General features: G+C 74.0%; 26 protein-coding genes and 1 tRNA gene. 11 read left to right on the top strand and 16 right to left on the bottom strand.

The window, feature by feature from the left end:
* Positions 1–17: 17 nt before the first annotated feature.
* Positions 18–1,223 (top strand): MFS transporter, encoded by a 1,206-nt coding sequence (locus QNH85_RS04120; protein WP_282944833.1) that lies wholly within the window; start codon positions 18–20, stop codon positions 1,221–1,223.
* Here the strand turns inward: QNH85_RS04120 and QNH85_RS04115 are convergent.
* Positions 1,157–1,459 (bottom strand): hypothetical protein, encoded by a 303-nt coding sequence (locus QNH85_RS04115; protein ID WP_282944832.1) that lies wholly within the window; start codon positions 1,457–1,459, stop codon positions 1,157–1,159. The two genes, QNH85_RS04120 and QNH85_RS04115, sit on opposite strands and share 67 nt — an antisense overlap.
* A gap of 163 nt (positions 1,460–1,622) precedes the next feature.
* On the opposite strand from QNH85_RS04115, the gene QNH85_RS04110 reads away from it, so the two are divergent.
* From QNH85_RS04110 to QNH85_RS04095, 4 genes are all read left to right on the top strand, one after another.
* Entirely contained in the window at positions 1,623–2,459 is an 837-nt protein-coding gene (locus tag QNH85_RS04110) for an HAD hydrolase family protein (RefSeq protein ID WP_282944831.1), read from the top strand.
* A gap of 47 nt (positions 2,460–2,506) precedes the next feature.
* Positions 2,507–3,496, top strand: a complete 990-nt coding sequence (locus tag QNH85_RS04105; protein ID WP_282944830.1) for an SDR family oxidoreductase — start codon at positions 2,507–2,509, stop codon at positions 3,494–3,496.
* Positions 3,497–3,606: 110 nt separating this feature from the next.
* Positions 3,607–4,215 carry a hypothetical protein gene (locus QNH85_RS04100; protein WP_282944829.1) on the top strand — a complete coding sequence of 203 codons (609 nt, stop codon included), beginning with the start codon at positions 3,607–3,609 and terminating at the stop codon, positions 4,213–4,215.
* Positions 4,215–4,463 carry a helix-turn-helix domain-containing protein gene (locus QNH85_RS04095; RefSeq protein WP_282944828.1) on the top strand — a complete coding sequence of 83 codons (249 nt, stop codon included), beginning with the start codon at positions 4,215–4,217 and terminating at the stop codon, positions 4,461–4,463. The genes QNH85_RS04100 and QNH85_RS04095 overlap by 1 nt, the downstream gene beginning before the upstream one ends.
* Here QNH85_RS04095 and gdhA read toward each other — a convergent pair.
* The 4 genes from gdhA to QNH85_RS04075 form a co-directional block, all read right to left on the bottom strand.
* Positions 4,460–5,800, bottom strand: coding sequence for an NADP-specific glutamate dehydrogenase (gene gdhA / locus QNH85_RS04090; protein ID WP_282944826.1), 1,341 nt, complete (start codon positions 5,798–5,800; stop codon positions 4,460–4,462). The two genes, QNH85_RS04095 and gdhA, sit on opposite strands and share 4 nt — an antisense overlap.
* A 106-nt stretch (positions 5,801–5,906) precedes the next feature.
* Positions 5,907–6,701 (bottom strand): amino acid ABC transporter ATP-binding protein, encoded by a 795-nt coding sequence (locus QNH85_RS04085; protein WP_282944824.1) that lies wholly within the window; start codon positions 6,699–6,701, stop codon positions 5,907–5,909.
* On the bottom strand, positions 6,698–7,366 hold the full coding sequence (locus tag QNH85_RS04080) for an amino acid ABC transporter permease (protein ID WP_282944823.1): 669 nt from the start codon (positions 7,364–7,366) through the stop codon (positions 6,698–6,700). The genes QNH85_RS04085 and QNH85_RS04080 overlap by 4 nt, the downstream gene beginning before the upstream one ends.
* Before the next feature lie 61 nt (positions 7,367–7,427).
* Positions 7,428–8,279 (bottom strand): amino acid ABC transporter substrate-binding protein, encoded by an 852-nt coding sequence (locus tag QNH85_RS04075; protein ID WP_282944822.1) that lies wholly within the window; start codon positions 8,277–8,279, stop codon positions 7,428–7,430.
* Between the two features lie 385 nt (positions 8,280–8,664).
* On the opposite strand from QNH85_RS04075, the gene QNH85_RS04070 reads away from it, so the two are divergent.
* Positions 8,665–9,174, top strand: a complete 510-nt coding sequence (locus QNH85_RS04070) for a GNAT family N-acetyltransferase (RefSeq protein ID WP_282944821.1) — start codon at positions 8,665–8,667, stop codon at positions 9,172–9,174.
* A gap of 3 nt (positions 9,175–9,177) precedes the next feature.
* Here the strand turns inward: QNH85_RS04070 and QNH85_RS04065 are convergent, their stop codons facing one another.
* Complete coding sequence (locus QNH85_RS04065; protein WP_282944820.1) at positions 9,178–9,969, bottom strand: phosphatase PAP2 family protein; 792 nt, start codon at positions 9,967–9,969, stop codon at positions 9,178–9,180.
* A 76-nt stretch (positions 9,970–10,045) separates the two neighbouring features.
* The gene (locus QNH85_RS04060) at positions 10,046–10,675 is read right to left on the bottom strand and encodes a TetR/AcrR family transcriptional regulator (RefSeq protein WP_282944819.1); all 630 of its coding nucleotides are present in this window, start codon (positions 10,673–10,675) and stop codon (positions 10,046–10,048) included.
* Between the two features lie 45 nt (positions 10,676–10,720).
* Here QNH85_RS04060 and QNH85_RS04055 point away from each other — a divergent pair, with 45 nt between their 5' ends.
* The 3 genes from QNH85_RS04055 (at position 10,721) to QNH85_RS04045 (ending at position 14,017) form a co-directional block, all read left to right on the top strand.
* On the top strand, positions 10,721–11,125 hold the full coding sequence (locus QNH85_RS04055) for a DUF952 domain-containing protein (protein ID WP_282944818.1): 405 nt from the start codon (positions 10,721–10,723) through the stop codon (positions 11,123–11,125).
* A gap of 225 nt (positions 11,126–11,350) precedes the next feature.
* Positions 11,351–12,232 (top strand): aminoglycoside phosphotransferase family protein, encoded by an 882-nt coding sequence (locus QNH85_RS04050; protein ID WP_282944817.1) that lies wholly within the window; start codon positions 11,351–11,353, stop codon positions 12,230–12,232.
* Between the two features lie 534 nt (positions 12,233–12,766).
* Positions 12,767–14,017: an MFS transporter gene (locus QNH85_RS04045; protein WP_282944816.1), complete on the top strand. Its 1,251-nt coding sequence runs from the start codon at positions 12,767–12,769 to the stop codon at positions 14,015–14,017.
* 523 nt (positions 14,018–14,540) lie between these two features.
* Here the strand turns inward: QNH85_RS04045 and QNH85_RS04040 are convergent.
* Positions 14,541–14,987 carry a hypothetical protein gene (locus tag QNH85_RS04040; RefSeq protein WP_282944815.1) on the bottom strand — a complete coding sequence of 149 codons (447 nt, stop codon included), beginning with the start codon at positions 14,985–14,987 and terminating at the stop codon, positions 14,541–14,543.
* A gap of 77 nt (positions 14,988–15,064) precedes the next feature.
* The gene (locus QNH85_RS04035) at positions 15,065–17,269 is read right to left on the bottom strand and encodes a hypothetical protein (protein WP_282944813.1); all 2,205 of its coding nucleotides are present in this window, start codon (positions 17,267–17,269) and stop codon (positions 15,065–15,067) included.
* Between the two features lie 700 nt (positions 17,270–17,969).
* On the opposite strand from QNH85_RS04035, the gene QNH85_RS19995 reads away from it, so the two are divergent.
* Positions 17,970–18,299 (top strand): helix-turn-helix transcriptional regulator, encoded by a 330-nt coding sequence (locus QNH85_RS19995; protein ID WP_428830352.1) that lies wholly within the window; start codon positions 17,970–17,972, stop codon positions 18,297–18,299.
* Here QNH85_RS19995 and QNH85_RS04030 read toward each other — a convergent pair.
* The 7 genes from QNH85_RS04030 to QNH85_RS04000 all read right to left on the bottom strand — a co-directional run bounded on the left by QNH85_RS04030 (position 18,258) and on the right by QNH85_RS04000 (position 25,511).
* Positions 18,258–18,330, bottom strand: a tRNA-Arg gene (locus QNH85_RS04030). The two genes, QNH85_RS19995 and QNH85_RS04030, sit on opposite strands and share 42 nt — an antisense overlap.
* Positions 18,331–18,432: 102 nt before the next feature.
* Positions 18,433–20,538 (bottom strand): serine hydrolase domain-containing protein, encoded by a 2,106-nt coding sequence (locus tag QNH85_RS04025; RefSeq protein WP_282944812.1) that lies wholly within the window; start codon positions 20,536–20,538, stop codon positions 18,433–18,435.
* A 177-nt stretch (positions 20,539–20,715) separates the two neighbouring features.
* Positions 20,716–21,480 carry an anti-sigma factor gene (locus QNH85_RS04020; RefSeq protein WP_282944810.1) on the bottom strand — a complete coding sequence of 255 codons (765 nt, stop codon included), beginning with the start codon at positions 21,478–21,480 and terminating at the stop codon, positions 20,716–20,718.
* Positions 21,461–22,105 carry an RNA polymerase sigma factor gene (locus QNH85_RS04015; RefSeq protein WP_282944808.1) on the bottom strand — a complete coding sequence of 215 codons (645 nt, stop codon included), beginning with the start codon at positions 22,103–22,105 and terminating at the stop codon, positions 21,461–21,463. The genes QNH85_RS04020 and QNH85_RS04015 overlap by 20 nt, the downstream gene beginning before the upstream one ends.
* Positions 22,102–22,635: a class F sortase gene (locus QNH85_RS04010; protein WP_282944806.1), complete on the bottom strand. Its 534-nt coding sequence runs from the start codon at positions 22,633–22,635 to the stop codon at positions 22,102–22,104. The genes QNH85_RS04015 and QNH85_RS04010 overlap by 4 nt, the downstream gene beginning before the upstream one ends.
* Positions 22,636–22,913: 278 nt before the next feature.
* Positions 22,914–23,738, bottom strand: a complete 825-nt coding sequence (locus QNH85_RS04005) for a DUF4397 domain-containing protein (protein ID WP_282944805.1) — start codon at positions 23,736–23,738, stop codon at positions 22,914–22,916.
* A 93-nt stretch (positions 23,739–23,831) separates the two neighbouring features.
* Positions 23,832–25,511, bottom strand: coding sequence for an FAD-binding dehydrogenase (locus QNH85_RS04000; RefSeq protein WP_282944804.1), 1,680 nt, complete (start codon positions 25,509–25,511; stop codon positions 23,832–23,834).
* 160 nt (positions 25,512–25,671) lie between these two features.
* Between QNH85_RS04000 and QNH85_RS03995 the strand changes: the two genes are divergently transcribed.
* On the top strand, positions 25,672–26,847 hold the full coding sequence (locus QNH85_RS03995; RefSeq protein WP_282944803.1) for an ROK family transcriptional regulator: 1,176 nt from the start codon (positions 25,672–25,674) through the stop codon (positions 26,845–26,847).
* The last annotated feature ends 25 nt before the right edge of the window (positions 26,848–26,872 follow it).

Genomic DNA, 26,872 nt, shown 5'->3' with positions numbered 1-26,872 from the left:
TGTGTACCGTTACACAGATGCGCACGACGACCGCCTCGCACACCGCCTTCGCCGCCTTCGGCCTGTTCTGGGGGACGTGGGGCGCCGCCCTCCCGGGGCTGCGGGACGCCGCCGGGGTCGACGACGCCGCGCTGGGCACCGCGCTGCTGTTCGTCGGCCTGGGTGCGCTGCCCGCGATGCTGCTGACCGGCCGGGCGGTCGACCGGTTCGGCGCCCGCACCGCCGGGCCGCTGCTGTGCGCCCTCGCGGTCGCGGGCGTGCTCACCGCCTGGTGCGCGCGGGACCTGCCGACCCTGGCGATCGGGATGGCGCTCGTCGGCGCGGCCTCCGGGGCCGCGGACGTCGCGGGGAACGCGCTCGCGGGCCTCGCAGAGCAGCGCTCAGGCGGCCGGGTCATCACGCTCTCGCACGCCGTGTTCTCGTCCTTCGTCGTGATCGGCAGCCTCGGCACCGGCGCGCTGCGGGCCGCGGGGGCGGGCGTCGTGCCGGTGTTCGCCGCGGCCGGCGCGCTCATGGTCGTCGCGGGCGCCGTCGTGCTCGCCACCGGGGACGGCCCGCACGCGCCGTCGGCGCCGCCGGGAGGACGCCGCCGCGACGGCGCCCGGCTCCTGCTCCCCTTCGTGGTGATCGGCCTCGTCGGCGCGCTGGGGTTCGCCGCCGAGAACGCGCACCAGAGCTGGAGCGCGATCTTCCTGGCGGACGAGCTCGGCGCCGCGCCGGGGCTGACGGCGATCGCGCCGGCGACGTTCGCCGTCTTCGCGGCGCTGACCCGGTTCGCGGCCGGGGCGTTCACCCGCGTGCCGACCGGGGCGCTGCTGGTCGGCGGCGCCGTGGTCGCCGCGGCCGGGACGCTCGTGGTCGCCGCCGCCCGGGACCTGCCCGTGGCCCTCGGCGGGCTCGCCCTCGCGGCCGTCGGCACGTCGGTGCTGTTCCCGACGCTGCTCAGCCGGGCCACCCGCGACGTGCCGGCGGACCGCCGCGGGCGGGCGACGTCCGCCGTCGCGACCACCGCCTACCTGGGGTTCGTGCTCGGGCCGGTGTACGTCGGCGCCCTCGCGGACGTCGTGGGGCTGCGCGGCGCGATGGTCGGCGTCGCGGCGCTCGCCGGTGCGTTCGCGGTGCTGGCGCCCGCCGTCACCCGGCGGCACGAGCGCGCTCAGCGGGTCGCGCGGGGCAGCGGCCGGGCCGACGCCTCCGAGAACTCCAGCGTGATGCGCAGGTAGCGGAGCTCGCGCGAGTCGAGGATCCGCCCGGCACCCGTGTAGTGGATCGCCTCGCCGTCGATCAGCTCCAGCTGGGCCATCGGGGCGTCGACCAGCAGCGAGTCGGTGGTGGCGTCCTCGACGCGCAGGCTCGCCGCCGTCCCCTCGATCCGGACGGTGTGGCCACGCAGGTCGACGGCCCGCAGCAGGGCGCGGGACTCGCCGTCGCGCAGCAGGATCCGGGTCGGTCGGAGCACAGGTGTCCCTCTCGGAGCAGGTCGGGCGTCTCGGGGAAGCGCATGCCACCCGGTCCTCCGATCGGCAGCCGGCGGCGTGTCTGATGGGACTTCGGTCCTCGGACTGCGCGCACTGCGCGACGCGATGAGGTGCCCGGGGCCCGCGTCGGGGAGGATCGTGGCCGTGGACACGGCGCACGCACCGCAGGGCAGGGTCATCTTCCTCGACGTGGACGGCACCTACGCCGACCACGGCATCGTCCCGGAGGCGCACGTCGCGGTCGTCCGGGCCGCCCGGGCCGCCGGGAACCGGGTGCTGCTGTGCACCGGCCGCCCCCGGGCGATGCTCCCCCCGCGGATCCTGGAGGCCGGGTTCGACGGGATCGTCGCCTCGGCCGGCGGCTACGTCGAGCTCGACGGCCGGGTGCTCGCCGACGTCCGGTTCCCGGCCGACCTCGCCGCACGGGTGGTGGAGGTGCTGGACCGGCACGACGCGGCGTACCTGCTCGAGGCCCCGGAGGCCCTGTACGGCCGCCGCGGGGTCGACGTCCGCCTGCACGAGCTGCTCGCGCCGCACCTGCGCGACCCGCACGAGCGCGGCCCGCTGGACATCCTGCAGGCGCTCACCATGTCCGACGACCCGGCCGCCGACTCGTTCGCCAAGGTCACCTACTTCGACGCCCGCGTGCCGACGACGGTGATCGCCGCGGAGATCGGGGACGCCATCACGATCCTGCCCAGCTCGATCTCCGCGATGGGCGACGTCGCCGGGGAGATCCAGCTCGCCGAGGTGCACAAGGCCGTCGGCATCGAGGTCGTCACCGCGCACCTGGGGCTGACGCGCGACGACGTCGTGGCGTTCGGGGACGGGCTCAACGACCTGGAGATGCTGGAGCACGCCGGCACCGCCGTGGCCATCGAGGGCGCCGACCCGCGGCTGCTCGCCGTCGCCGACCACGTGGCCGCCGGCCCCGGGGCGCACGGGCTGGTCCCGGCGTTCGCGCAGCTCGGGCTCGTCTGACCGGCGGTGTCCGCGCGGGGGCCGGCCCCGCGGGCTAGCGTGCGGGGATGAGCCTTCGCGTCCTGTTCATCGGCGGCACCGGCGTCATCAGCTCCGCCTCGACCCGGCTGGCCGTCGAGCGCGGCCTCGACGTCACCGTGCTGAACCGCGGGTCGAGCAGCACGCGACCGCTCCCCGACGGCGCGGAGCTCGTGCAGGCCGACGTGCGCGACCCGGACTCCGTCCGCGCGGCGCTCGGCGACCGGGAGTTCGACGCCGTCGTGGACTGGGTGGCGTTCACGCCCGAGCACGTCGCGACCGACGTCGACCTGTTCGCCGGCCGCACGGGGCAGTACGTGTTCATCAGCTCGGCCTCGGCGTACCAGACCCCGCCGGAGCGGCTGCCCGTCACCGAGTCGACGCCGCTGCGCAACCCGCACTGGCGGTACTCGCGGGACAAGATCGCCTGCGAGGACCTGCTGGTCCGCGCGTACCGCGACACCGGCTTCCCGGCGACCGTCGTGCGCCCGTCCCACACCTACGACCGCACGCTCACCCCCCTCGACGGCGGCTGGACCGCGGTCGAGCGGATGCGCCGCGGCACGGAGGTCGTCGTGCACGGCGACGGGACCTCGCTGTGGACGCTCACCCACCACGAGGACTTCGCGCGCGGCTTCGTCCCGCTGCTCGGCCACCCCCGCACGCTCGGCGAGGCCTTCCACATCACGTCGGACGACGTCCTCACGTGGGACCAGATCGTCCGGGCGCTGGCGACCGCCGCCGGCGTCGAGCCCCGCATCGTGCACGTCCCGTCGGACGCCATCGCCGCCGCCGACCCCGAGTGGGGCGCCGGGCTGCTCGGCGACAAGGCGCACTCGATGGTCTTCGACACCACGAAGCTGCGCCGCGTCGTCCCGGGCTTCGAGGCGACGATCCCGTTCGAGCAGGGCGCCCGGGAGATCGTCGCGTGGCACGACGCCGACCCCGCGCGCCGGCAGGTCGACGCCCGGCTGGACGGCGTGATGGACGCGCTCGTGGAGCGGTTCCGCGTGCGCTGACCGGTCACCAGGCGTCCTGACGCGGCCGACGTCCCGCGGCGCTCGACAGCCGTCACCCGCTCGGCATATCGTCAGTCGATAGCATCGACCGTCGATATGATCGGAGCATCATGCAGACCACGCCGCCGCGGTTCGCGACCACCACGGACCTCTGGTCCGTCCTGCTGGTCGGCGCCGGCGTCATCGTGTGGAACCTCGTGACGCTGGTGACGGACGTCGTCCGGCTGCTGCCGAACCGGGACGTGCCCGTCGACGTCCGCCTCACGGGCGCGACGCTGGCCCTGCCGATCGGGCCGGGCGGCGGCCCCGTCCCGGCGACCGTCGACGTCGCGTCCGTCGCGGTGTCCGACATGCCGGTGGCGACGTACGCCTCGGCCCTCGGGGCGGCCGTCGTCCCGCCGCTGGCCACGATCGCGGTCACCGCCTGCGTGCTGCTGCTCTGCCGCCACATCCTGGCCGGCCGGTTCTTCTCCCCCACGACGACGCGACTGATCACGGCGATCTCGCTGCTGATCGCGGTCGGCTGGCTCGCGTGGTTCGGCTTCTCGGTGATGGCGTCGAACGGGACGCTCGCGCTGGTCGCGGACCCGGCCGTGCTCGACGCGACCCGTGTCACGTTCTCGTGGACCCCGATCCTCGCGTCCATGGCGGTCGGCGCGCTGGCCGCGGTGTTCCGGGCGGGCGAGCGGATGCAGCGCGACACCGAGGGCCTCGTCTAGTGCCGCCCGAGGAGGACGCGGGACGGATCCACTGCCGGCTGGACGAGCTGCTGGCGGAGCGCGGCATGACGCTCACGCGGCTGGCCGAGCTCGTCGGCGTGACCGTGGTGAACCTGTCCGTGCTGAAGAACGACCGGGCGCGGGCCATCCGGTTCTCCACCCTGACCGCCGTGTGCGACGTGCTCGGGTGCGAGGTCGGCGACCTGCTCGTCGTGACCCCGCGCCCGGGCGGACCGCGCGCCCGCTAGATGACGCCCAGCGCCAGCATCGCGTCGGCGACCTTGAGGAACCCGGCGATGTTCGCGCCGACCACGTAGTCGCCCGGCGACCCGTACTCGTCCGCGGTGGCGGCGCACCGGTCGTGGATGTCCCGCATGATCGTGGCGAGCCGGTCCTCGGTGTAGTCGAACGACCAGGAGTCGCGGCTCGCGTTCTGCTGCATCTCCAGCGCGGACGTCGCGACCCCGCCGGCGTTCGCGGCCTTGCCGGGGCCGAACAGCACGCCCGCCTCCTGCAGCAGGGTCACGGCCCCGGGGGTCGTCGGCATGTTCGCGCCCTCGGCCACCGCGACCAGGCCGGAGGCGATCAGGGAGCGGGCGTCGTCGGCGTCGAGCTCGTTCTGCGTCGCGCAGGGCAGCGCGACGGTGCCGCCGACCTCCCACACCCGCCGGCCGGGCACGTAGCGGGCGCCGCCCCCGCGCCGCTCGGCGTAGGCGGCGAGCGAGCCGCGCTCCACCGTCTTCACCTGCTGCACCAGCGCGAGGTCGAGGCCCTGCTCGTCGACCACGTAGCCCCGCGAGTCCGAGCACGCCACGACGTGCGCGCCGAGCTGCTGCGCCTTCTCGATCGCGTAGAGCGCGACGTTGCCCGATCCCGAGACGACGACGCGCTGCCCGTCGAACGACCGGCCGGCGGTCCGCAGCATCTCCTGCGCGAACAGCACCGCGCCGTACCCGGTCGCCTCCGTGCGGACCAGGGACCCGCCCCACGTGACGCCCTTGCCGGTGAGCACGCCCGACTCGTACCGGCCCGTCATGCGCTTGTACTGCCCGAACAGGTAGCCGATCTCCCGGCCGCCGACGCCGATGTCACCGGCGGGCACGTCCACGTACTCGCCGATCTGCCGGGCGAGCTCGGTCATGAACGACTGGCAGAACCGCATCACCTCGGCGTCGGACCGGCCCCGCGGGTCGAAGTCCGAGCCGCCCTTGCCGCCGCCGATCGGCATGCCCGTCAGCGAGTTCTTGAAGATCTGCTCGAACCCGAGGAACTTCACGATGCCGAGGTTCACCGACGGGTGGAACCTCAGCCCGCCCTTCGACGGCCCCAGCGTGGTGCTGAACTGCACGCGGAAGCCGCGGTTGATGCGGACCCGGCCGGCGTCGTCGACCCACGGGACCCGGAACACGATCTGCCGCTCGGGCTCGCACAGCCGCTCCAGCACGGCGGCGTCCACGTACTGCGGGTGGCGGCGCAGCACCGGCCCGAGGCTGCCGAACACCTCGCGCACCGCCTGGTGGAACTCCGGCTCCCCGGGGTTGCGCGCCAGCACCTGGTCGAGCACCGCGTCGAGCTGTCCCTGCACCGTTGCACCGCCACTTCGTCTCGCGTCGTCGAACCCCGCCAACCTAGAGGGTCGTGCGGGGCCCGGTCGGCGGTGTCCAGGACGTGGGTGCGGCCTGAGTGGGGGCCTAGATCGGGTCCAGGATCCGGCGGAGGAACTGCTGCGTGCGCTCGTGCGACGGCCGGCCGAGCACGTCCGCCGGCGGGCCCTCCTCGACGACCACGCCGTTGTCGATGAACACGACGTGGTCGGCGACCTGCTGCGCGAACCGGATCTCGTGGGTGACGACGATCATCGTCCAGCCCTCGGCGGCCAGGTCCCGCATGACGGTCAGCACCTCGCCGACGGTCTCCGGGTCCAGCGCGGAGGTCGGCTCGTCGAACAGGATCAGCTGCGGCCGCAGCGCGAGCGCCCGGGCGATGCCGACGCGCTGCTGCTGACCGCCGGAGAGCTCGTGCGGGTACGCGTCGGCCTTGGACGCCAGCCCGACCTTCTCCAGGAGCGCGGTGGCCTCCGCCGTGGCCTCGGCGACGGGCCGGCGCTGCGCGTGCACGGGGCCCTCGACGAGGTTCTCGAGCGCCGTGCGGTGCGGGAACAGCGCGTGCGACTGGAACACCATGCCCGACTGCGCCCGCAGCCGGCGGCGCTCCGCCTGCGAGTGCCGCGCCGCGAAGTCCAGGGTGACGCCGGCGACCTCGACGGTGCCCGCGTCGGGGATCTCCAGGGCGTTGAGGCAGCGCAGCAGGGTGGTCTTGCCGGACCCGGACGGGCCGATGATCACGGTGACGCTGCCCTGCGCGACCTCGAGGTCGATGTCGCGCAGCACGTGGTTGTCCCCGAAGGACTTCGCCAGCGCGCGCACCCGCACCAGCGCCGGGGCCGGGCCGCGGGGGTGGGTGTCGGTCACGTCGTCCTCCGTCATGTCGCCACGTACCGGTCGAGGCGCCGTTCGAGGCGGCTCTGCAGGGCGGACAGCACCAGGCAGATCAGCCAGTAGATCACCGCGGCGAGCGAGTACAGGGTCATGAACTCGTACGTCGGCGCCGCGATCTCCTGCGCCTTGCGGAGCAGCTCGGTGACCATGATCGTCGAGGCCAGCGAGGTGTCCTTCACCAGCGAGATGAAGGTGTTCGACAGGGGCGGCACCGAGACCCGCAGCGCCTGCGGCAGCACCACGCGGCGCAGCGTGAGCGTGGGGCCGAGGCCGATCGTCGACGCCGCCTCCCACTGCGCCCGCGGCACGGAGAGGATCGCCGCCCGGATCGTCTCGGCCGCGTACCCGCCGACGTTCAGCGAGAACGCGATGATCGCCGACGGGAACGGGTCGATGACGACGCCCATCGACGGCAGCGCGTAGAAGATCAGGAACAGCTGCACCAGCAGCGGCGTCCCGCGGATCACCGAGATGTACGCGCGCGCCAGCCACGACACGACCGGCACCCGCGACAGGCGCGCGAGGGCGACCAGCAGCGCGATCACCAGCCCGATGGCGAACGAGATGATCGTCAGCGGGATGGTGCCGCGGATCGCGCCCTCGAGCAGCGGGCCGATCGACGTGCGCACCAGCTCCCACGTCGTGTCGTTCACCGGCCCCCCTCACCGCGCCCGGGGCCGCCGGGCACCGAGCCGCCGCGCACCGACGCCGACGTCACTGGGAGACGTCCTGCCCGAACCACGTCGTCGAGATCTCCGCGAGCGTGCCGTCGGCCCGCAGCGCCTCCAGGGCGTCGTCGATGGCCGGCGCCAGGTCCGAGCCCTTGAGCACGGGGAAGCCCTGCTCGACGACGTCGTCGGTCTCGAACGCGATCTTCACGTCCTCGTCGCCCGTCGACTTCAGGTAGTCCAGGACGGCCAGGTTGTCGTTGAACGTCAGGTCGATCCGGCCCTGCTTCAGCAGGGCGATGGCCTGCGTGAAGCCCTCGACCGACTCGACGGTCGCGCCGGCCTCCGTCGCGACCTTCGACCAGTTCGACGTCGCGGACTGCGCGGTCGTCTTCCCGGCGACGTCGTCGAGCGAGGTGATCTCGGTGTCGTCCGCCGGGACCACGACCACGCCGGTCGACACCGTGTACGGCTCGCTGAAGTCGTACTTCGCGGTGCGCTCGTCGGTGATGCTCACCTGGTTCGCGATCACGTCGTACCGGCCGGCCTCGAGGCCCGCGAAGATCGAGTCCCACGTGGTCTCCGAGAACTCGGGCTCGACGCCCAGCTGCTCCGCGACCGCGGTGATCACGTCGACGTCGTAGCCCGTCAGCTCGTCGGTGGACGAGTCGTGGAAGCTGAACGGCGCGTACGTCCCCTCGGTCCCGACCCGCAGCACGCCGGCCTCCTGGACCGCCGCGAGCGCGGAATCCGAGCCCCCCGTCGCGGGACCGCCGGAGCCGTCGTCCGACCCGGAGCCCGAGCCGCACGCGGCGAGGCCGAGCGCGGTGACGGCGGCGGCGACAGCGGCGAGGGCACCGGTACGGGCGCGGCGCTGGACGGTGAGGCGAGCAGGCATGAGTGGGTTCTCCGGTCGACGAGGTGAGGAAAAGTCTGCGCGGTGCGGCGCACGACGGCACGCGGGAGCCGTGGGTGGTGCGGCGGGGAGCGCTGCTCGGCGCGAGGCCGACGGCTCCGGGGGCGCCTCAGGCGCGGGGGGACGCGGTCAGCGTCGCGGGCGACAACACCACGACCCGGGCGCGACGGGGCTCCGTCGGGCGGGGGCGGGCGTCGAGGTCACGGGCGTCAGGCTAGCAGCGGCGCGCGGCGCGCGCCGCGGGTCGCCGCCGTGATCGCGGGGCCCCCCCCGCGCAGCCCCCCCCGCGCAGCCGCTCCCGCGCCGTCGCCGACCGCGTGCGGACATCGCTCGGTCTCCGAGGCAGCCCCCGGTAGGGTCGCTGGCCGTGACGACCACGACCCTCGCCGGCGGTGCGGTGCTCCGTCCGGCCCGGCCCGGTGACGAGCCCGGCATCCTCGCGTGCATCCGGGAGCTGGCCGCGTACGAGCGGGAGCCCGACGCCGTCGAGACGACGGAGCCGGACCTGGCGACGGCCCTCTTCGGGGCGTCGCCGGCCGTGTTCGCGCACGTGGTCGAGCGCGAGGGCGCCGTCGTCGGCATCGCCGTGTGGTTCCTCAGCTACTCCACGTGGACCGGGCGCCACGGCATCTACCTCGAGGACCTGTACGTCCGGGCCGACCACCGGGGGCACGGCTACGGCGGGGCGCTGCTGCGCACCCTCGCGGCGGTCGCCGTCGAGAGGGGCTACGCCCGCGTGGACTGGGCGGTGCTCGACTGGAACGCCCCCTCCATCGCGTTCTACCGGTCGCTCGGTGCGGTCGCGATGGACGACTGGACGGGCTACCGCCTCACGGGCGACGCGCTGGTCGACGCGGCCGGGACACCCGCGCGCTGACCGTCAGCCGGCGGGCGTGGCGCCGGCGTCGTCGCCCCTGGCTCCCGCCGTCATCCGCGCGGCGCGCACGGCACGGCGCCGGTCCACGACGACCACGACGCCGAGCACCGCGACGGCCAGCGCGAACCCCGCCGTCACGTCCGTGAGGAAGTGGTAGCCCAGGTACAGGCGGCTGCCGGCGACCAGCGCGATGCCCGCGCCGGTGGCCAGCGCCCACAGCACGAGCGAGCGCACGTGCGGGTTCCGGATCCAGATCAGGTACCCGACGGTCAGCAGGAACGTCGCGGTCCCGACGGTGTGCCCCGACGGGAACGAGTACGTCGTCTCGGAGCCGGGGACCGACATCGTGGACAGCGGCGGCCGCGGACGGGCCACGACGGACTTGATCGTCACGGAGACGAGGGTCGAGAGCACCATCGCACCGGCCAGCAGCGCGGGCTGCCACCAGGAGTGCGTCCTCAGCCCCCACAGGACGCAGGCGGCGACGACGATCACGGGCAGGACGCTCGGTCCCGTCACCGCCGAGACGACGGTGAGGAACGTCGTCAGCGCCGGCCCCCGCGCCGCGACCAGCCAGTCCAGCACGGGGAGGTCGGCCTCGGCCAGGTCGTCCCCCTCGTCGACCGCGTCGTGCACGACGAGCAGGGTCACCGTCCCCAGCACGACGAGCAGGATCCCGAGGACGACCGCGGCCCTCGACGTCGGGTCGCGCAGCTCGCCGCGGCGGGCCCAGAGCGTCTGCAGCGTCCGCGTGGCGCTGTCGACGGGCTGCCGGTACCAGGGCGCGCGGGGCATCGGGCGATCCTCGCAGGAGTGGCGGGCGGTCGCCCGGCGAAGGCTCCTGCCGGCGGTGCCGGAGCCCGCCCGCGCGTCACCCCGCGCCGAGCACCGTGCGGATGGCGCGCCGGGCGTGGTCGCGCGCCTGGGCCGGTGTCGGCGCGGGGGTCAGGCCGAGCAGGCGCTGCCGGTGCGCCTCTCCCAGCAGCAGCGTGTACAGCGCCTCCGCATGATCCGCGTCGTGACCGGGTCGTGTCGCGAGGCGGTCGGCCAGCACCCGGATCGAGGCGGCCGGACCACGGCGGTAGAACGCGGCAGCGAGCTCCGGGAGGCGCGCCGCCTCGGCGATGACCAGCCGGTGCAGCGTCACGGCGTCGTCGCCGTGCAGGGTGAGGACGATCCGCGCCGCCACCGTGAGCAGGTCCGCGCCCGGCACGTCGTCCGCGTGCTCGTGCTCGTGCAGCCGGTCGACGGCCGCGACGAACAGGCCGGTCTTGTCCGTGAAGTAGGCGTAGACGGTGCGCTTGGTGACCCCCGCCTCGGCGGCCACCGCCTCGATCGTCGTGGCGGCGAACCCGCGCGTCCGGAACAGCCGGACCGCCGCGTCGAGGACGGCGGTCCGTCGCGCCTCGCGCTCGCCACGCGCGGGGCGTCCGAGCCGGCGCGCGGGTGCGGCGGGTTCCGCGGGTGCCGCGGGTCCGGGCGGCGGGTCTGACGGGCGCATGCCGTAATGATACGTTGCCGTTTCATTGTCGACGAGGAGGGTCCGATGGGCGGGATGCGGGTGCTGCACGTGGCGTTCCACGACGACTGGGAGGGCTGCGAGCGGTTCGGCGAGTACGACGTCGCGACGCGCCGCACCCTGTACGAGACGGAGGGCTTCATCCACGCCACGACGTCGACCGGGGTCGCCGCCGTGCTCCGCGACGTCTACGGCGACGTCTCCGAACCCCTGCTGCTCGCGGTCCTGGACGAGGACGCGCTCGCCGAGGCCGGTGCCGCCGTCGACTGGGAGCCGCGGCCCGGCGGAGCCGTCCCGCGGATCCGCGGCGCCGTGCCGATGGACCGGCGGACCGTCGTGGCGACGCTTCCGCTCGAGAGGGACGCCGGGCGCTGGGCCGTCCCGGACCTGAGCGGCCTGGCGGTCCGGGAGTCCGCACCGGACGCGCGATAGCGGCCGGACGTCGTGCCGGCCGTCGCCTGGATGGTCGGCCTCGCGCCCGCGGACCATCCGACGGATCGCGCGGAGGGTGGTGCCAGACCGGGGTCTACTTCCTGACCTTCTCGGGCCCCAGCCCGAAGGAGGAACCCGACCCGTGTCTGACCTTGCCGTCAGGTCGGCCACCACCGCGAGCCTACGGCCGGGCCCGCGGGCTGTCCGCCGGGTTAGCGTCGTCCGGTGACCTCCGACGGCGTCGACGCGGTGCAGGTCGACGAGGACCTCGTCCGCGCCCTGCTGCGCGAGCAGCACCCGCAGTGGCAGGACCTGCCGATCCGCCCCGTCCTGGACGGCGGGAACGACCACCGCATCTTCCGGCTCGGCGACGACCTGAGCGTGCGCCTCCCGAGCGCGTCCGGGTACGTGCCGCAGGTCAGGAAGGAGCAGGAGTGGCTGCCCCGGCTGGCCCCCGTGGTGCCGCTCCCGGTCCCGGAGGTGCGCGGCGTCGGCACGCCGTCCGCCCTGTTCCCGGCGCCGTGGTCCGTGTACGGGTGGCTCGACGGCGTGCCCGCGACGGTCGATCCCCCGCAGGACCCCGTCCGGTTCGCCGCCGACCTCGCGGCGTTCCTGGTGGCGCTGCGGTCGGCCGGGACGGCGGGCGCTCCCCCGCCGGGACCGCACAGCGCCTTCCGCGGCGGCCCGGTCGCGCACTGGGACGCCGAGGTGCACGACCTGCTGGCCCGCGTGCACGGCCGGGAGCGCGACCTCGCGGCGGGCATCTGGCGTGACGCGCTCGCCGCCGAGCACTCCGGTCCGCCTGTGTGGTTCCACGGCGACGTCTCCACGAACAACCTGCTGGTCCGCGACGGCGCGCTCGCCGCGGTCATCGACTTCGGCTGCTCGGGCGCCGGGGACCCGGCGTGCGACACCGTCATCGTGTGGACGCGGCTGTCGGGCCCGGCGCGCGAGGTGTTCCGCCGCGACCTGGACGTGGACGACGCCACCTGGGCCCGGGGCCGCGGGTGGGCGCTCTGGAAGGGGCTGATCATGCTGACGAACAAGCCGCCGGGGCAGGCAGAGCTGGCGCGGCACGTGCTGGACGAGCTGTTCGCGGGGGTCTGACCGCCGCGGTGTCCCCGGATCGCGGCCGGTATGCGGGGTCGGGGCGCGGGCTCGCCGGCGTGAGGCGGGCACCGCCACGGGACCCATGTCCCCCGACCGAGCACCCGCCGCCCGGCATCGTGGGAGGTTCCGCACCCTGGAGGACCCACCATGACCCTCACCCAGCTCGTCGGGCCCTCGCTCCTGCTGGCAGCAACCGCCACGACCGTGGCGGTCGCCGCCGCACGCCTGGCCGAACGACACGACCCCGGGCACACCACCGCCTGAGCGGCTTCGGCCGCCGGAGCACGCGCCGGGAGGCTTGCGGCGGCTCCCTGCCGTCGAGGGCGGATGAAGAGCTCGTCCGGACCACGGTGCACCTGCTGCTCGCCCGGCTCGACGGGACGGCCGGCCGGGCACCCACCTCGTCCGGTTCGCCCTGGAGTGAGGGAGTCGAACACGTCACGCCACCGGCGTGTGTACGCTCGTACACACGCGGCGCGTCGTCGCACGCGAACCCCGCGCCCAAGCCCCGGAAAGGCAGCGCACCAGGCCGTGTACTCGCTCCTCCTGACGATCATCTACGTCGCCTTCATCAGCCTCGGGCTCCCCGACTCCCTCGTCGGGGCCGGGTGGCCGGTCATGCACGAGGATCTCGGTGTCCCGCTCGCCTTCGCGGGGATCATCACGATGATCATCGCCGGCGGCACGATCGTGTCCAGCCTCGCGTCCGACCGCCTCACCCGCCGGTTCGGCGCGGGCGTCGTCACGGCCGCCAGCGTGGGACTGACCGCGGCCGCGCTCGTGGGCTTCTCGTTCTCGGGCTCGTTCTGGCTGCTGTGCGTGTGGGCGGTCCCGTACGGCCTGGGTGCCGGGGCGGTCGACGCGGCCCTGAACAACTACGTGGCACTGCACTACGCCGCGCGACACATGAACTGGCTGCACAGCTTCTGGGGCCTGGGCGCCTCGATCAGCCCGTTCATCATGAGCCACGCCCTCGGGACCCGGATGGGCTGGTCGGGCGCCTACGGGACCGTCGGTGCCATCCAGATCGCCCTCACCGTCGTGCTGGTCGCCAGCCTGCCACTGTGGGGCCGGGTCAACCCGGTCCGCCCGGCCGGGGCCGTCCCCGACGACGACGAGGACGCGGTGGGGCCGTCGGGGAAGGGCGGCGCGCACGTCCCGCTCGCGCAGGCGCTGCGCATCCCGGGCGTCCTGCTGATCCTCACGGCGTTCTTCGCCTACTGCGGCCTCGAGAGCACGGCCATGCTCTGGGCGTCGACGTACCTCGTCACCGAGCGCGGGGTCGGCGTCGCGACCGCGGCGGCGTTCGCCTCGCTGTTCCTGCTCGGCATCACGGGCGGGCGGTTCCTCGCCGGGTTCTTCGCCGACCGGGTCGGCGACAAGCAGCTGATCCGCTGGGGCTTCGCGGCGGCAGCGCTCGGCGTCGGGCTCGTCGCCGTCCCGCTGGAGACCGACGTGCCCGCGCTGGCGGGGCTCGTGGTCGCCGGGCTCGGCTGCGCACCGATCTACCCGGCGATCATCCACTCCACGCCCGTCAACTTCGGCCGCCGCAGCTCCCAGGCGATCATCGGCATCCAGATGGCTGCGGCCTACACGGGCTCGACGCTCGCGCCGCCGGCGTTCGGTGCCCTCTCGGCCTGGGCGGGGACCTGGATCTTCCCCCTGTTCATCGCCGTGCTCGTGGCCCTGGGCCTGCTCATGTCCGAGCGCCTGAACCGGCTCGTCGCCGGGCGCGAGCACGCCACGGAGCCACGGGCAGGCGTGCTCGGCTCAGCACCCTGACCGGCGGCGGACGGCACGAGAGCCCGTGGACTCGCGACGACGTGACAGGGGACTCGCGATGAAGACGCTCAGGTGCATGATCGCCCGCCACGACTGGTTAGCCGATCCGGACCAGCAGGAACTCGCGCGCGAGCTCGGCATCGGCAGGAACACCGTCGCGACCTGCAGCCGAGCCGCTGGGTTCCGGCGACGAGCAGTGGATCTGGCGGCGTGCCGTACGCGACGCCCGTCAGCCTCGACGAGCTGCAGGGGCCGACGTCGGGCGTGGTGCGCGTGCGCCCACACCTGAATACCAGTCAGGAACCGACCTACGACCTGGCGGACGCGCGCGAGGTCATCGAGCTGTACTTCGCGGTAGCGCGGGACGGCTCCGCCCACGACCAGCGCACCGTCCTGGACCGGGAGTCATGGCGGACACCTTCGCCATCCGACGCACGCGTCGAGCCTGAATCGGGATTCGGGCAGCATTCAAGTTCACGGGCGGTATGTCCCGTGACTCAAGTCGCCGTAGCGTGTGCTGCTGTCACCACCGACTCGAGGGACCGGGCGTCCAGACGGTGCCCGCGCGGATCGCCCTTCGGCGGTCCAGAGCGAACCCCCACGTCGCCAACCCCGTCGCGATCAGGACGACGACAGGGATGAGGAGGGCGAGGCCAAGCATGAGCTCTTCGGGTACGAACAACAAGAATGGCACCGTCACCGCGATGGTGAGCGATAGAAAATACACCACCACGCACCGCGCTAGAGCTGTGCCCGTGCTCTGACCCGTTCGGGCGAGCGGTGCGATCGCTGCCGTGAGTGCACCGCCCAAGGCGCCCGCTGTTGCACCTGAAATCGCAACGACGGGCACAGCGAAGAGCAGGTATCCGACGCTCGTGGGGTTGAAGATCAGGCCTATAGCGGAGATTCCCAAGAACGGAGCGGTGAACAGACCGAATCCCCATAGCGCGCCCCAGCCGATCAATCGCATCTCTCGCCCTTCGCAGGTCGACTCCCGCCGCCGGAGCGTGTGCTCCGGCGGCGGGACCCTAGGTCTAGTTGTGGGTGTTAAAGGCGCACGTTCACGTTGACTGTGCAAGTCGGGAGGCGACCAGCGAGGCAGGCGGGCTCATAGGTAGTCGACCCGTAAGCGAAGTTCCACTCGTTCCACCCGTCGACGAGGAACCAGATCTCGTGGATCGGCATCCGGTCATGGCTTCCCACGATCGAGGTACCGCCCAGCGCGTACTTGAACTTGAGGCTCGCAGTGATCGCTGGCGCACTCGGGAAGAGCGGGTTCGTTCCATCGTTCTTGAGGGTGAAGCCGCCACTGGTCGCGTTCGCGAGGGAGCTCGGCATGCTGAGCTCCGAGTCGGGGGCCTCGGTTCGTCCGGTCTCGATGCAGTTGATGGCAGTGGGGAGCTGGCACGCCCAGCGGATCGTCTCGCCCACGTCCTCAGAGTAGGAGATGCCGCGGCGAGATCCGAAGGTCACGCGCACGTCCTGGCGCGTCTTGAACGCCCCCTTCGGGTCGTGCCACCTGTTGTTGCCGTTGTAGAAGACCCAGGGCCGGGTGACGGTCCATCCAACCGGGCTGGGCGCGTAGATCTTCTTCGCCGGGATGAACGTCTGATACCGGAAGGTGATGGCCGGCCAGTCATCCCCGACAGCTTGCGGGGCGACCGAGGAGCGGGCTGCGTCACTGGTGGCAGACTCGCCGAACACCTGCTGGTCGAACAACGACATACTGGCGGCCAAGGTCACCGCTTCGGGGCCAGCGGACCGGAACTCGGGGTAGACCGTCGCGGGGAAGGTCAAACCGCTGATCTGGCGAATCGCGGCGTCGCCCGGTGTCCCGATGGCGCCGCAAGCCGCAGGGTCCTGGCTCAAGGTCAGGACTCGGTAGTCGTACTGGTAGGTGGGGTCTTGGGCGGTGTCGGTGAATGTGGGCGCGCAGGTGACCGTGACTCGGGAGGTGTCGTTGAGCGGGTCGGGTGCTTCACCGGTCACACTGATCCGTGTCCGCTCGATCAGCCGCGGCACGTTGGTTGCGCCGATGAACCGCAGATGGTTGGTCGACCCGCTCGTCGACCCCACCAGAGAACTACCGGCGGGAGCATCGGTCGTGACCTCGTTCATCTTGACCTGGAGCGTCGCGCGCGCGACGGTTCCCACGTAAGCGACGACGGCGACGGCACGAGCTTCCCCTGGCACGGTGAGCGTGGGGGTGGTGGATGTTGCAAGTTGAGCTCCGGCGGCGTCCAGTGCGGCGTAGCGGGTGGCCCCTGAGTACGCGGAGAACGAGATCGTGAAGTTCGTGGCCGTGGCTGTGCTTCCCGTGACGCGAAACGAGGGGTCCGCCGTGGGTGTTCGCTGCGCGCCGACGATCGCGGAAGAAGCTCCCGGGGTCGCGGAGGCGCCACCGACGACCACCGCATGGGTGAGCGACCCGGGCAGCAAGCTCGCGTATCGCTGCGCCGCAGCAGTGGTGGAAGCCACCGACCCCGAGTAGCGGGCGAGTTGGCCCGCGAGGCCAGCGGTTCCGGCGTCGGCGTCGCTCGCGGCGACGACCTGGCGTGAGTTCGCACCGCCACTGATCATGTCCAGCGCCATGTCGTCTAGCAGGGCGGCCGGGTTGTCCAGTTCGACTTCGCGCACCCGCGGCACGCTGGCGTCGCTGGTCGGGGCTGGTGCAATCAGAGATGACAACCCGAAGATGTCAGTTCCCGTGTTGGTCGGGTCTTCCAAGATCGTCGCGACCTCGGCGCTGGGGGCGGTGTCGTCGACGATCAGCAATGAGGCGCTGCTGGAGGTGGCCCACAGTGTGCCCAGTTCGACAGAACTTGGCACGGTTTGGCTCACGACAACCAAGCGGTCCCGGGCGGCCGGATCGGTTGCCGCGATCGACCACTGATATGGATTCGGAGCGACGAAGCGGTCGGTGACGGTGTAGCTCGCTTCAAGCGCGCTGACGAGTGCGGCGGGGAACCCCGTAGCCGGGCCGGTGAGCTCGACCCCGGTTACATCGAGAGCGCCGAGCTGTGCCAGGACCGAAGCGGAGTCCGTGCCTCGCGCGGCGAGGGCGACACCTCCGGTACGGACCGCGTTCGCGGATGCCTGTGCGAGGGCGAGGTCGTTTCCGGAGGCCGCTAGGTGAACGACGACCGGGTCGTTGGGAGCGATCAGTTGGGCGATGGAGTCGGACAGTTGCGACCGGGAGGGAGCTGATACCACTGCTCCCGCTAGCGGGACGGCGGACGGCACCAACGCCATCGGCGCGACGCTGGCTGCCGCCGCGTTGCTCCCCGTTGATTGCACAGCGCCTGCAGCAACAAGTGTTATCGCGGCGACTGCCGCGACCATTCTGAGACCCAATTTACCCGCCCCCCACTCTTGTGCACTCGCCTCGACGTGTCAACGCATGGTCGACAGGCAGGCGTGAGTGAGAGCCGGCACAGAATCCAAAAGAGCCGGCAATCAGGTAAGGCGCCCCCTGCGACAAAGCGCCGCAGGTCGGAGCTCTGACGAAGCGAGACGCTACGGGCAAGCAAGACCGCCGTCAATAGTCGGCGACGGCTCCAACCAATCGGCACGGGTCGTGGCGGCATCATCCGAGTAGGGGCAGGAGCAATGGCCCGCAGTAGGGACGGAACGAGTCACTCGGATGGAGGTTGCGGCGCGCGCTGCACGGGGGCATGATCCAGCGGCTCCTCCAAGGTCGCTCCGGATCTGGGACTTCGTCGAACGGCCCGAGGTTGCCAATCGTGAACTGTCGATCGGGGACTGAACGGGCGGCCGATCCGGCGGCTGCTTTCCGTCGCGGAAACCGATCAACACCGAACAACCCTCATCCAAGGCCCGACGAATTCGTGAGCCCTCGGCCTTCCAGCGCCGCGCCGCTCAGCCGTGACGGCGCACGTCTCAAGGGGTTCGACGAGGAAGCCGTGACCGTGCCTCCGGCCCGCAGTGTGCAGTGTGCAGTGTGCAGGCGAAGCCTGGCAGCCCATCGACCCGTGACGCAGTCGAACGGGCGTTCGATGCCTGGTGGGTTGTCGATCGCGTTCACCTGAGTCAGTCGGAGCTCGCAGACGGCGCAGGCGTCTCCCGCCGGACGATCAGCAAGCTCGAGAGCGATGAGGGCCTTCCTCGCCGGGCGTACGTCATCGCCTGGGCCTTCGCCACGGGCGTCCAGCTCCACTGGATCCAGACGGGGCTTGCAGAAACCCCCGCCCAGGGTGACCCGGACGGGGGTTGTGCGCTGTGCGCCCGGAGGGACTCGAACCCCCAACCTTCTGATCCGTAGTCAGATGCTCTATCCATTGAGCTACGGGCGCGTGGCCCGAGGGCCGCAGACGAGAATACAGGTCCACGGCCCCGCGCCCAAACCGGCGGTCCGTCGCCCGGGTCACACCACCTCCCCCGGGCGACGGCGCGGGTCAGTACGAGACGCTCGGGGCGAGCAGCCGGTACGTCACCGCGAACCACGCGACGACGGCCAGCGCCGCCACGACGAGCACCCCGGCGAGCACCCGGCGCCACCCGGCCTGGCGCCGGACGTCGCCGGCGACCCGGGCCACCGCGGGCACGAGGCCGAGCACGCCGACGGCCTGCAGACCCTGCAGCAGCCGGACCTGACCGACGGGCACGTCCTGCAGGGCCATGACCGTCGGCACGGTGAGCGCCCACCCGGTGAGCGCCAGCACCGCCGCGGTCGACGCGACGCGGGTGAGGACGCGTTCGGTGCGCCCGGCGCGGTCCGCGGGGCCGCGGTGCCGCACGCGGCGGACGACCGCGCCGACGGGCCAGGACAGGACTCCGACGAGCAGGACGACCGCGGAGACGGCCAGCGCGGGGAGCGCCACGTCGGTGGCCGCGGGGGCGGGCAGCAGCGCGAACGCGGAGTCGTAGCCGATCGCCTCCGCCTTGCCGTCCGTCACCCGGGCGGCGATGGTGCGCTGACCGCCGACCTCCCGGTAGACCCACGGCTCGACCTCCTCGTAGAGCACGGGCCGGTCGGCGAGCGGGCCGGGAGCGATGACGATGCGGCCGTCGTCCTGGGCGGTGACGTGCGTGGGGGCGAGCAGGTCCGTGACGGCGAGGAACGTGCTGCGCATCGCGCGGGAGCTGGTCCACGTGCCCTCCAGCTGCGCGGCGTGCTCCCGGGCGGTGGCCTCGTCGACGGCAGACGCGTCGGCAGCGTCGTCGGCAGTCGCCACCTCCCCGGATCCCGGGAAGTACCGGTCCGTGAACCCGTGCATCAGCTGCTCGCGGAGCTCAAGGGAGTCGAGCGCGCCCCTCCCGGAGCCGTTGACCGACACGAAGACGCCGGTGCGGTCGTCGGGGTAGAGCTGCAGGTGCGAGTGGAACACCTGCGTGTCGCCTCCGTGGCCGACGATCCGGTGGCCGTTGCGGTCCTCCTGGAAGAAGCCGAGCGTCATCCGCGGGCCGGCTGCGAGCGTGCCGAGGGTGTCGGCGTCGAGCGCGGGCCGCTGCATGAGCGCGCGGGTACCGGCGTCGAGCACCTGCTCACCGGTCACGGGCTCCCCGAGCTGCGCCAGCATGAACGCGGCCATGTCGGTGGCCGACGCGCTGAGGGCCCCGGCGGGCGGGGTGCCGACCACCTCGAACCCGGCCGAGGGGTCCGAGGACGTGGCGTAGCCCTCGGCGAGCCGGTCGCGCAGCGCCTCCGGCACGGGCTGCTCGAACGTCGCCGACGCCATGCCGGCCGGCTCGAGGACGTGGTCACGGACGTACTGCTCGAACGGCTCGCCGCTGACGCGCTCCACGACGTAGCCCGCGAGGGAGTTGCCGTAGTTCGAGTACGCGGGCACCGTTCCGGGGCGGAACACCTGCTCCGGCGGCTCCTCGGCCAGCGCGGCGCGGAGGTCCACCGGGGTGCCCTCGGCCCCGATGAGCCCGCCGACGCGCTCCTCGAACCCCGCGGTGTGGGTCAGCAGGTGCCGCAGGGTGATCGGCTCGTCGAACGCGCGCGGCAGGTCGAAGTCGAGGTACTCCGCGACGTCCGCGTCGAGGTCGACGTCCCCGGACTCGACGAGCTGCATGACGGCGGTCGCGGTGACCAGCTTCGACACGGAGCCGGGGCGGAACAGCGTGCGCTCCGGGTCGACGGGGACCGGGTCGCCGCCGTCCGCGCCCGTGTCGGCCCACCCGTACCCGCGGGCCGTGAGGACCGCGCCGTCGTGCACCACGGACACGGTCGCACCCGGGATGCCCGTGCGCTCCAGCGCCGCGGGGAGGAAGCCGTCGAGCCAGGCGTCGACGTCGGACCGGGTCAGCGCCGGGGTGGCAGTACCCGCCTCGGGGGCAGCGGCGTCGTGCGCGGCGGCCGGTGCGGCGGGCGCCACGACCTCGGGCGCGGCGGCAGCGGGGGCAGCGGCGCCGGCGCACGCCGCGACCGGCGCGACCAGCAGCGCGGCGGCGGCGAGGCCCGCGAGACCCCGGACCGCCCGGCGCGGTGCGCGGGGCCGGGAGCGGGGACGGGTGCCATGCGGCGGGACGAGAGCGGGATCGGAGGTCGGCACGGGTGCTCCTCGTGGCCGGGTGGTGTCCGGGCGGTCCCCGTGCGGCGTCACCCCTGGCCTGCACCTCAGCCTCGTGAGCACGCGCCGGCGGCACATCGGGCGCGAGACCGGTCCTGCGCCTGCATCCTTCGTCGCAAGCCTCCGCCCCGCGGACCACCGCGGCCGCAGGGCAGCCGCTCACGCCGGGGTGGAGAGCTCCCCGCGCAGGATGCTGTCCCCGGAGTGCGCCGGGTCCCCGTCGAACGGCTCGGCGGACACGTCCACCACGGCGAAGTCGTCCAGGTCGAGCCCGACCGGGATGGTGAACCGGCCCTCGTCGCCGTCGAGCACGCCGAGCCCGACCAGGCGGGTCGCCTCGCGGTCGAGCAGCCACACCTCGCGGAACCCGTCCCCCTCCGCGCCGGCGAGCCGGACGACGAGGGTGCGGCGCCCGTCGGCGTCCTCCTCGACGACGGCGTCGCCGGTGGCGGACCAGCCGGGCAGCGCGTCGAGCTGCGCCTCGGCGAGGACCTGCTCGGAGTCGGCGCGCTGCAGTCCGGCGACGACGAGCCCGCCGCCGACGCCGCCGACCACCAGCCCCGCGGCGGCCGCGGCGAGCACCCACCGGGTGCGGCTGCGGCGCGGCTCGGGCGCAGGCACGGGCGTGGCGGCGGCCGGCTCGGCCGTGACGGGTACGGACACGTCCGGCACTCCCGGCACGAGCGGTACGCCCGGCAGCAGGCCCGGCGACAGCCCGAGCTCGCCCCGCACCCGCTCCCACACGGCGTCGGGCGGCGGTACGGGGTGCTCGTCGGTGGCGGCGCGCCCGACGGCGACCGTCGCGGCGAGGGACGCGACCTCCCGCGCGCAGTCCGCGCACGACGCGAGGTGCGCGCGGTCGTCCGCGTCGAGCGGCTCGCCGAGCGCGGCCAGCGCGACGGCGTCAGGGTCGATGTGCCGCACCGTCCACCTCCAACCGGTCGCGCAGCCGGAGCAGGCTACGTCTGATGTGGCTCTTCACGGTGCCGAGCGGCAGGTCGAGCCGCCGCGCGATCTCGCCGTGCGTCAGGTCGGCGTAGAACGCCAGGGCCAGGATGGTCCGCTGCGGCTCCCCCAGCCGGTCGAGCTCGTCGACCACGACGACGCGGTCGGTGACGAGCGCCACGTCGGGTTCCGGGTCGCGGGACGCCCGCGCCGCCACGGCCTGCACGTCCCGGACGTCGCGGGTGCGGCGGCCGAGGGCGTCGGCGACGGCGTTCCGGGTGATGCCGGTGAGCCAGGCCCGCAGGGGGCCGCGCGCCTGGTCGAACCCCGTGCGCCCGCGCCAGGCCGACACGAACACCTGCTGGGTGACGTCCTCGGCGTCGGCGGCCGACCCGAGCGAGCGCAGGGCGACCGTGTGCACGAACGCGGACCAGCGCCGGTACGCCTCCGCGAGCGCCTGCTCGTCGCCGGCCTGGAAGGCGCGCGCCAGCTCGGCGTCGTCCCACTCGGGTGGGGGGCGCAGGTGCGCGACGGGCGTGGACAGGGCGCGCCTCCTCGCGTGCCGGACGACCGCGCGGGGTGCGGGCGTCGCCGGGGTCATCATGCGCCGACCGGGGTCGCGATGACCAGCACGTTGTCGGTGTAGCGCCGGGTGCCGGTGTCGAACGCGCCGCCGCACGTGACCAGCGCCAGCCGCGCGGGGCCGTCGCGGGTGAAGACGTCGGGCCACCGGGCCTCGGACTTGGGGAACCGGGTGACGCTCTCGACCCGGTAGGACCGCGCGCTGCCGTCGGCCAGGCCGACCTCGACCTGCTCGCCGGGCGCGACGTCGCCCAGCCGCACGAACGGGCCGGTGCCGGCGGACGCCACGGAGTCGACGTGCGCGGCGACGACCGTGGTGCCCGTCGCGTCGCCCGGGTCCGCGCCGAACCGGTACCAGCCGCCGCGCTCGGCGAGCGGGGGGATCTCCATCTGCCCGTCGGCGGCGACCCCGACGGGGTCGACGGGGACGTCGATGTCGTGGGCAGGGACGACCACGCGGACGGGCGCCAGGGCATCGGCGGCACCGGCCGGTGGCGGGGTCGCGGGGGCCACCGGCACCGGCGGGAGGGAGCCCGGCGCGGGGTCGGCCACGGGCGAGGGCGATCCCGACGGCGTTCCCGACGGCGAGGGCGGGGGCGAGGTCAGGACCGTCACCCCGGCTCCTGCACGCCGACCACGGTCCCGAGCACGCCGGCGGTCCCCAGCCCGACGAGGCCGAGGGCGACGAGGAGCCCGGTCACGCGGCGGGGCTGCGGCGTGGCCGGGCGTCGGTGGGGGACACGGTGGGTGCTCCGGTGGGGGGTAGGAAGGGCGGGAGAAACGGACCGGGGCGCGGGCGGGCGGGACGGACGCACCCGCGCCCCGGCCCCTCAGCGACGCTGCGCGGCCGGCCGGCGGGCGGTCAGCAGCGCGGCGCCGAGCGCGGCGACGAGGGCAGCGCCGCCGAGCCAGACGATCGGGGAGGGCCCGTCGGCGGCGAGGCCGAGCTCACCGGACGGCGCGCCGCCCGGCGCGGAGTGCAGGCCGTCGATGGTCTGCACGGCGAGCTGGAGGTTCCCGGCGTCGAGCGAGCCCCAGGCGTAGACGATGGTGCTGACGCCCTCGGCGAGCGGGAGGTCGGTCGGACCGATCACCGGCTGCGTGGTCCCGGTCGCCGCGACGGCGGCGGACACGGTCCCGGCGGGGACGGTGAGCGACTGCTCGTCCGGGTTGGACAGGTTGGTGATCACCGGGCTGCCGCCCGCGAGCACGTCGACGGCCGGGGCCGCCGCGGTGTGCCGGACCGTCAGGCGCGCCTGACCGGCGGCCACGGGGGACGTGTCGTTGGTGAACAGCGTGGCCGTGGGCTGACCGGCGGCGTCGAGGTGGGCGACCGCGGTGTAGCTGGTGCCGGCGTCGAGCGTGAGGTCCACCGGCCCGATGGCGGGCGAGCTCGCGTCGGCGGCGTCGGCCGCGGTGATCGCGACGCTGTGGGCGCCGGCGGGCAGGTCCAGCGGTCCGGCGAGGCTGCCGGGGGTGAAGTCGTCGAGCGCGCGAGCGCCGTCGACCCAGACGTCGACGGTCAGGTCGGGCACGCCGTGCAGGACGGACAGCGACGCGGTGCCACCCGTCGCGGCGCCGGCGGGGATGCCCGCGGCGAGGGTGAGCGCGGCGGCGGCGACGCCGACCGTGGCGATGCGGGACGGACGATGCATGGGGTGCTCCTCGGTCCGTGCCCCCTCCATCGGGGGCGAGGTGTGCTGACACCTCCTCTACGGCGCGGACCCCGGCCGTGGATGCACCCGCCGCTACAGCGCGTCCGCGAGCGCCCGCCCGACGGTCCGCCCGGTGAAGAGGCAGCCGCCCAGGAACGTGCCCTCCAGCGCGTTGTACCCGTGCGCGCCGCCACCGCCGAACCCCGCGACCTCCCCCGCCGCGTACAGCCCCGGCACGGGCGCGCCGTCGGTGCCGAGCGCCCGGCCGTCGAGGTCCGTCTGGATGCCGCCGAGGGTCTTGCGGGTGATGACGCGCAGCCGGACGGCGATCAGCGGCCCGGCCGCGGGGTCGAGGATGCGGTGCGGGGTGGCGACGCGCAGCAGCCGGTCGCCGCGGTACCGCCGGGCGTTGCGGATGCTCAGCACCTGCGCGTCCTTGGCGTACGGGTTGGTGAGCTGGGCGTCGCGCTCGCGGATCTGCCGCTCGATCGCCCGGGCGTCGAGCGCGGGGGCGCCGCCGGTGAGCGCGGTCATCCCGTCGACCAGCTCCCCGAGGTGGTCCGCGACGACGAAGTCCGCGCCCTCGCGCTTGAACGCCTCGACCGGCCCGGGGGCGCCGCGGCCCAGCCGGGTCCGGAGCAGCAGCCGGTAGTCGCGGCCGGTGAGGTCGGGGTTCTGCTCCGACCCGGAGAGGGCGAACTCCTTCTCGATGATCTTCTGGGTCAGGACGAACCAGGAGTGGTCGTACGGCGCGAGGTCCGGGTCGGTGCGCAGCAGCCGAAGGGTGCCGAGGGTGTCGTGCCCCGGCAGCCCGGGCGCGGGGAGTCGCCGGCCCAGCGCGTCGAGCCACACCGACGACGGGCCGGGCAGGATCCGGATGCCGTGGCCCGGCCAGACGGGGTCCCAGTTCGCGATGCCCTCGGTGTAGTGCCACATGCGGTCCCGGTTCACGAGCCGCACGCCGTCGCGCTCCGCGATGTCGAGCACGCGGCCGTCGACGTGCGCGGGCACGCCGGTGAGCATCCGGGCGGGCGGGGTGCCGAGGCGGTCGGGCCACCAGCGGCGCACCAGCTCGTGGTTCCCGCCGATGCCGCCGCTGGCGAGGACGACCGCCTGCGCGGTGAGCGTGAACTCGCCCACCGCGGTCCGGTTGGTCGGTGCCCCGCGCGGCGCGTCGTCCGGCGCCAGGACGGTCCCGTGCACGCCTGTGACGGCGCCGTCGGTGCGGACCAGGCCGTCGACGCGGTGCCGGTGGTGGAACGTCAGCCGGCCGTCGGCCGCGGCGGCGCGCGCCCGGTCGGCGAACGGCTCGCTGATCCCGGTGCCCGTCCCCCACGGCACGTGGAACCGGGGCACCGAGTTGCCGTGCCCGCCGGGACGGCCGTCGCCGCGCTCCGCCCAGCCGACCACGGGGGTGAACCGCACGCCGTGCGACTGCAGCCACGGCAGCGCGTCGCCGGCGGCGAACTCGACGAACGCGCGACCCCAGCGCTGCGCCCACGCGTCCTCCGGCAGCGCGCCGTCGAGCCGGTCCCACGCGGCGCTGCCCTGCCAGTCCTGCCACGCGAGGTCGAGGGAGTCGCGGACGCCGAACCGGCGCTGCATCGGGGTGTCGACCAGGAAGATGCCGCCGAACGACCAGTACGCCTGGCCGCCGAGGTTCGCCGGGCCCTCCTGCTCCACGACCGCGACCCGGTACCCCGCGCCGACGAGCTGGCCCGCCGCGACCAGCCCGGCCAGGCCCGCCCCCACGATGATGACGTCCGCGTCCACCGGCTCCTCCGAGCGCTGTCGAGCACCGGGCGACCGCGTCGTCGTCACCTCGCGCTGCCGCGACTGTAGCGGCGGCGACGGGCCCCGGATACGGCCCGGCCGCGGGGGGTACCCTGCGACCGGCAGCGTCGGCGCGAGGACGGGACGGAGGCGGTCCGCCATGGCTGGCTCGCAGACCGCCCTCCGCGAGGCGAACCGGGCGACCGTCGTCGACACCATCCGGCGGTACGGCGGCCTGGCGCAGGTGGAGCTCGCCGCGGCGACCGGCCTGTCGGCCGCGACGGTGTCCAACATCGTGCGCGAGCTGCAGGGCGCGGGGGCCGTCGCCGTCCGGACGACCGTGCACAACGGCCGCCGGGCGCAGCTCGTCACGATGGTGCACCGCACCGGCGTCGCGGCGGGCGTGCACATCGGCACCCGGCACCTGGCGATCACCCTCGCGGACTCCGCCCACGAGGTGCTGGCCGAGCAGTCGCTCCCCCTGCCGCACGAGCACCGCGCCGACACCAGCCTGGACCGGGCCGCCCTGCTCGTCGTCGAGCTGCTGGAGCGCGTCGGGTCCTCCCTCGGCGAGCTGCTGGGCATCGGGATCGGCCTGCCCGCGCCCGTCGACCCGGCCACCGGGACCGTGTCGGTGCCCGGCATCCTGCGCGGGTGGGACGACGCGCCGGTCGCCCAGGTGATGTCCAAGCGGCTGGGCGTACCGGTGTTCGTCGACAACGACGCGAACCTCGGCGCCCTGGCCGAGAGCCGGCTCGGTGCGGCCCGCGCGTACCAGGACTCCGTCTACGTGCGCGTCTCGCACGGCACCGGCGCCGGCGTGGCCCTGGGCGGGCGGCTGCACCGGGGCTTCGCGGGCACGGCGGGCGAGATCGGGCACGTGCAGGTCGACGCCGGCGGGGTGGTGTGCCTGTGCGGCAGCCGCGGCTGCCTCAACACCGTCGTCGGCTCCCCCGCGCTGATCGAGGTGCTGCGCGCCAGCCGCGGGAACCTCACCCTGCGCGACATCATCACGCTCGCGTCGGAGGGGGACCCGGGCTGCCGGCAGGTGGTCGAGGACGCCGGGACCACGATCGGCGCGGTCGTCGCCGGGCTCGCGATCGCCGTCAACCCGCAGCTCGTGGTGGTCGGGGGCGAGCTCGCGGAGACCGGCGAGATCCTGCTCGGGCCGATGCGGGAGGCCATCCGCCGGCGCGTCCCCCTCAACCACCTGGCCCCGCTGGAGGTGGTGGCCGCCGAGCTCGGCGGCCGCGCCGAGGTGACCGGCGCCCTGCTCCTGGTCCACGAGAACACCCCGGCGGTCACGCCCGGGTTCGACCCGCAGAACGGAGGCTGAGCCCGTGGCACTCGACGTGGAGGCG

The organism is Cellulomonas endometrii (assembly GCF_949769265.1).
Taxonomy (GTDB): domain Bacteria; phylum Actinomycetota; class Actinomycetes; order Actinomycetales; family Cellulomonadaceae; genus Cellulomonas; species Cellulomonas endometrii.
This window is presented reverse-complemented; position numbering and strand designations above follow the sequence as displayed.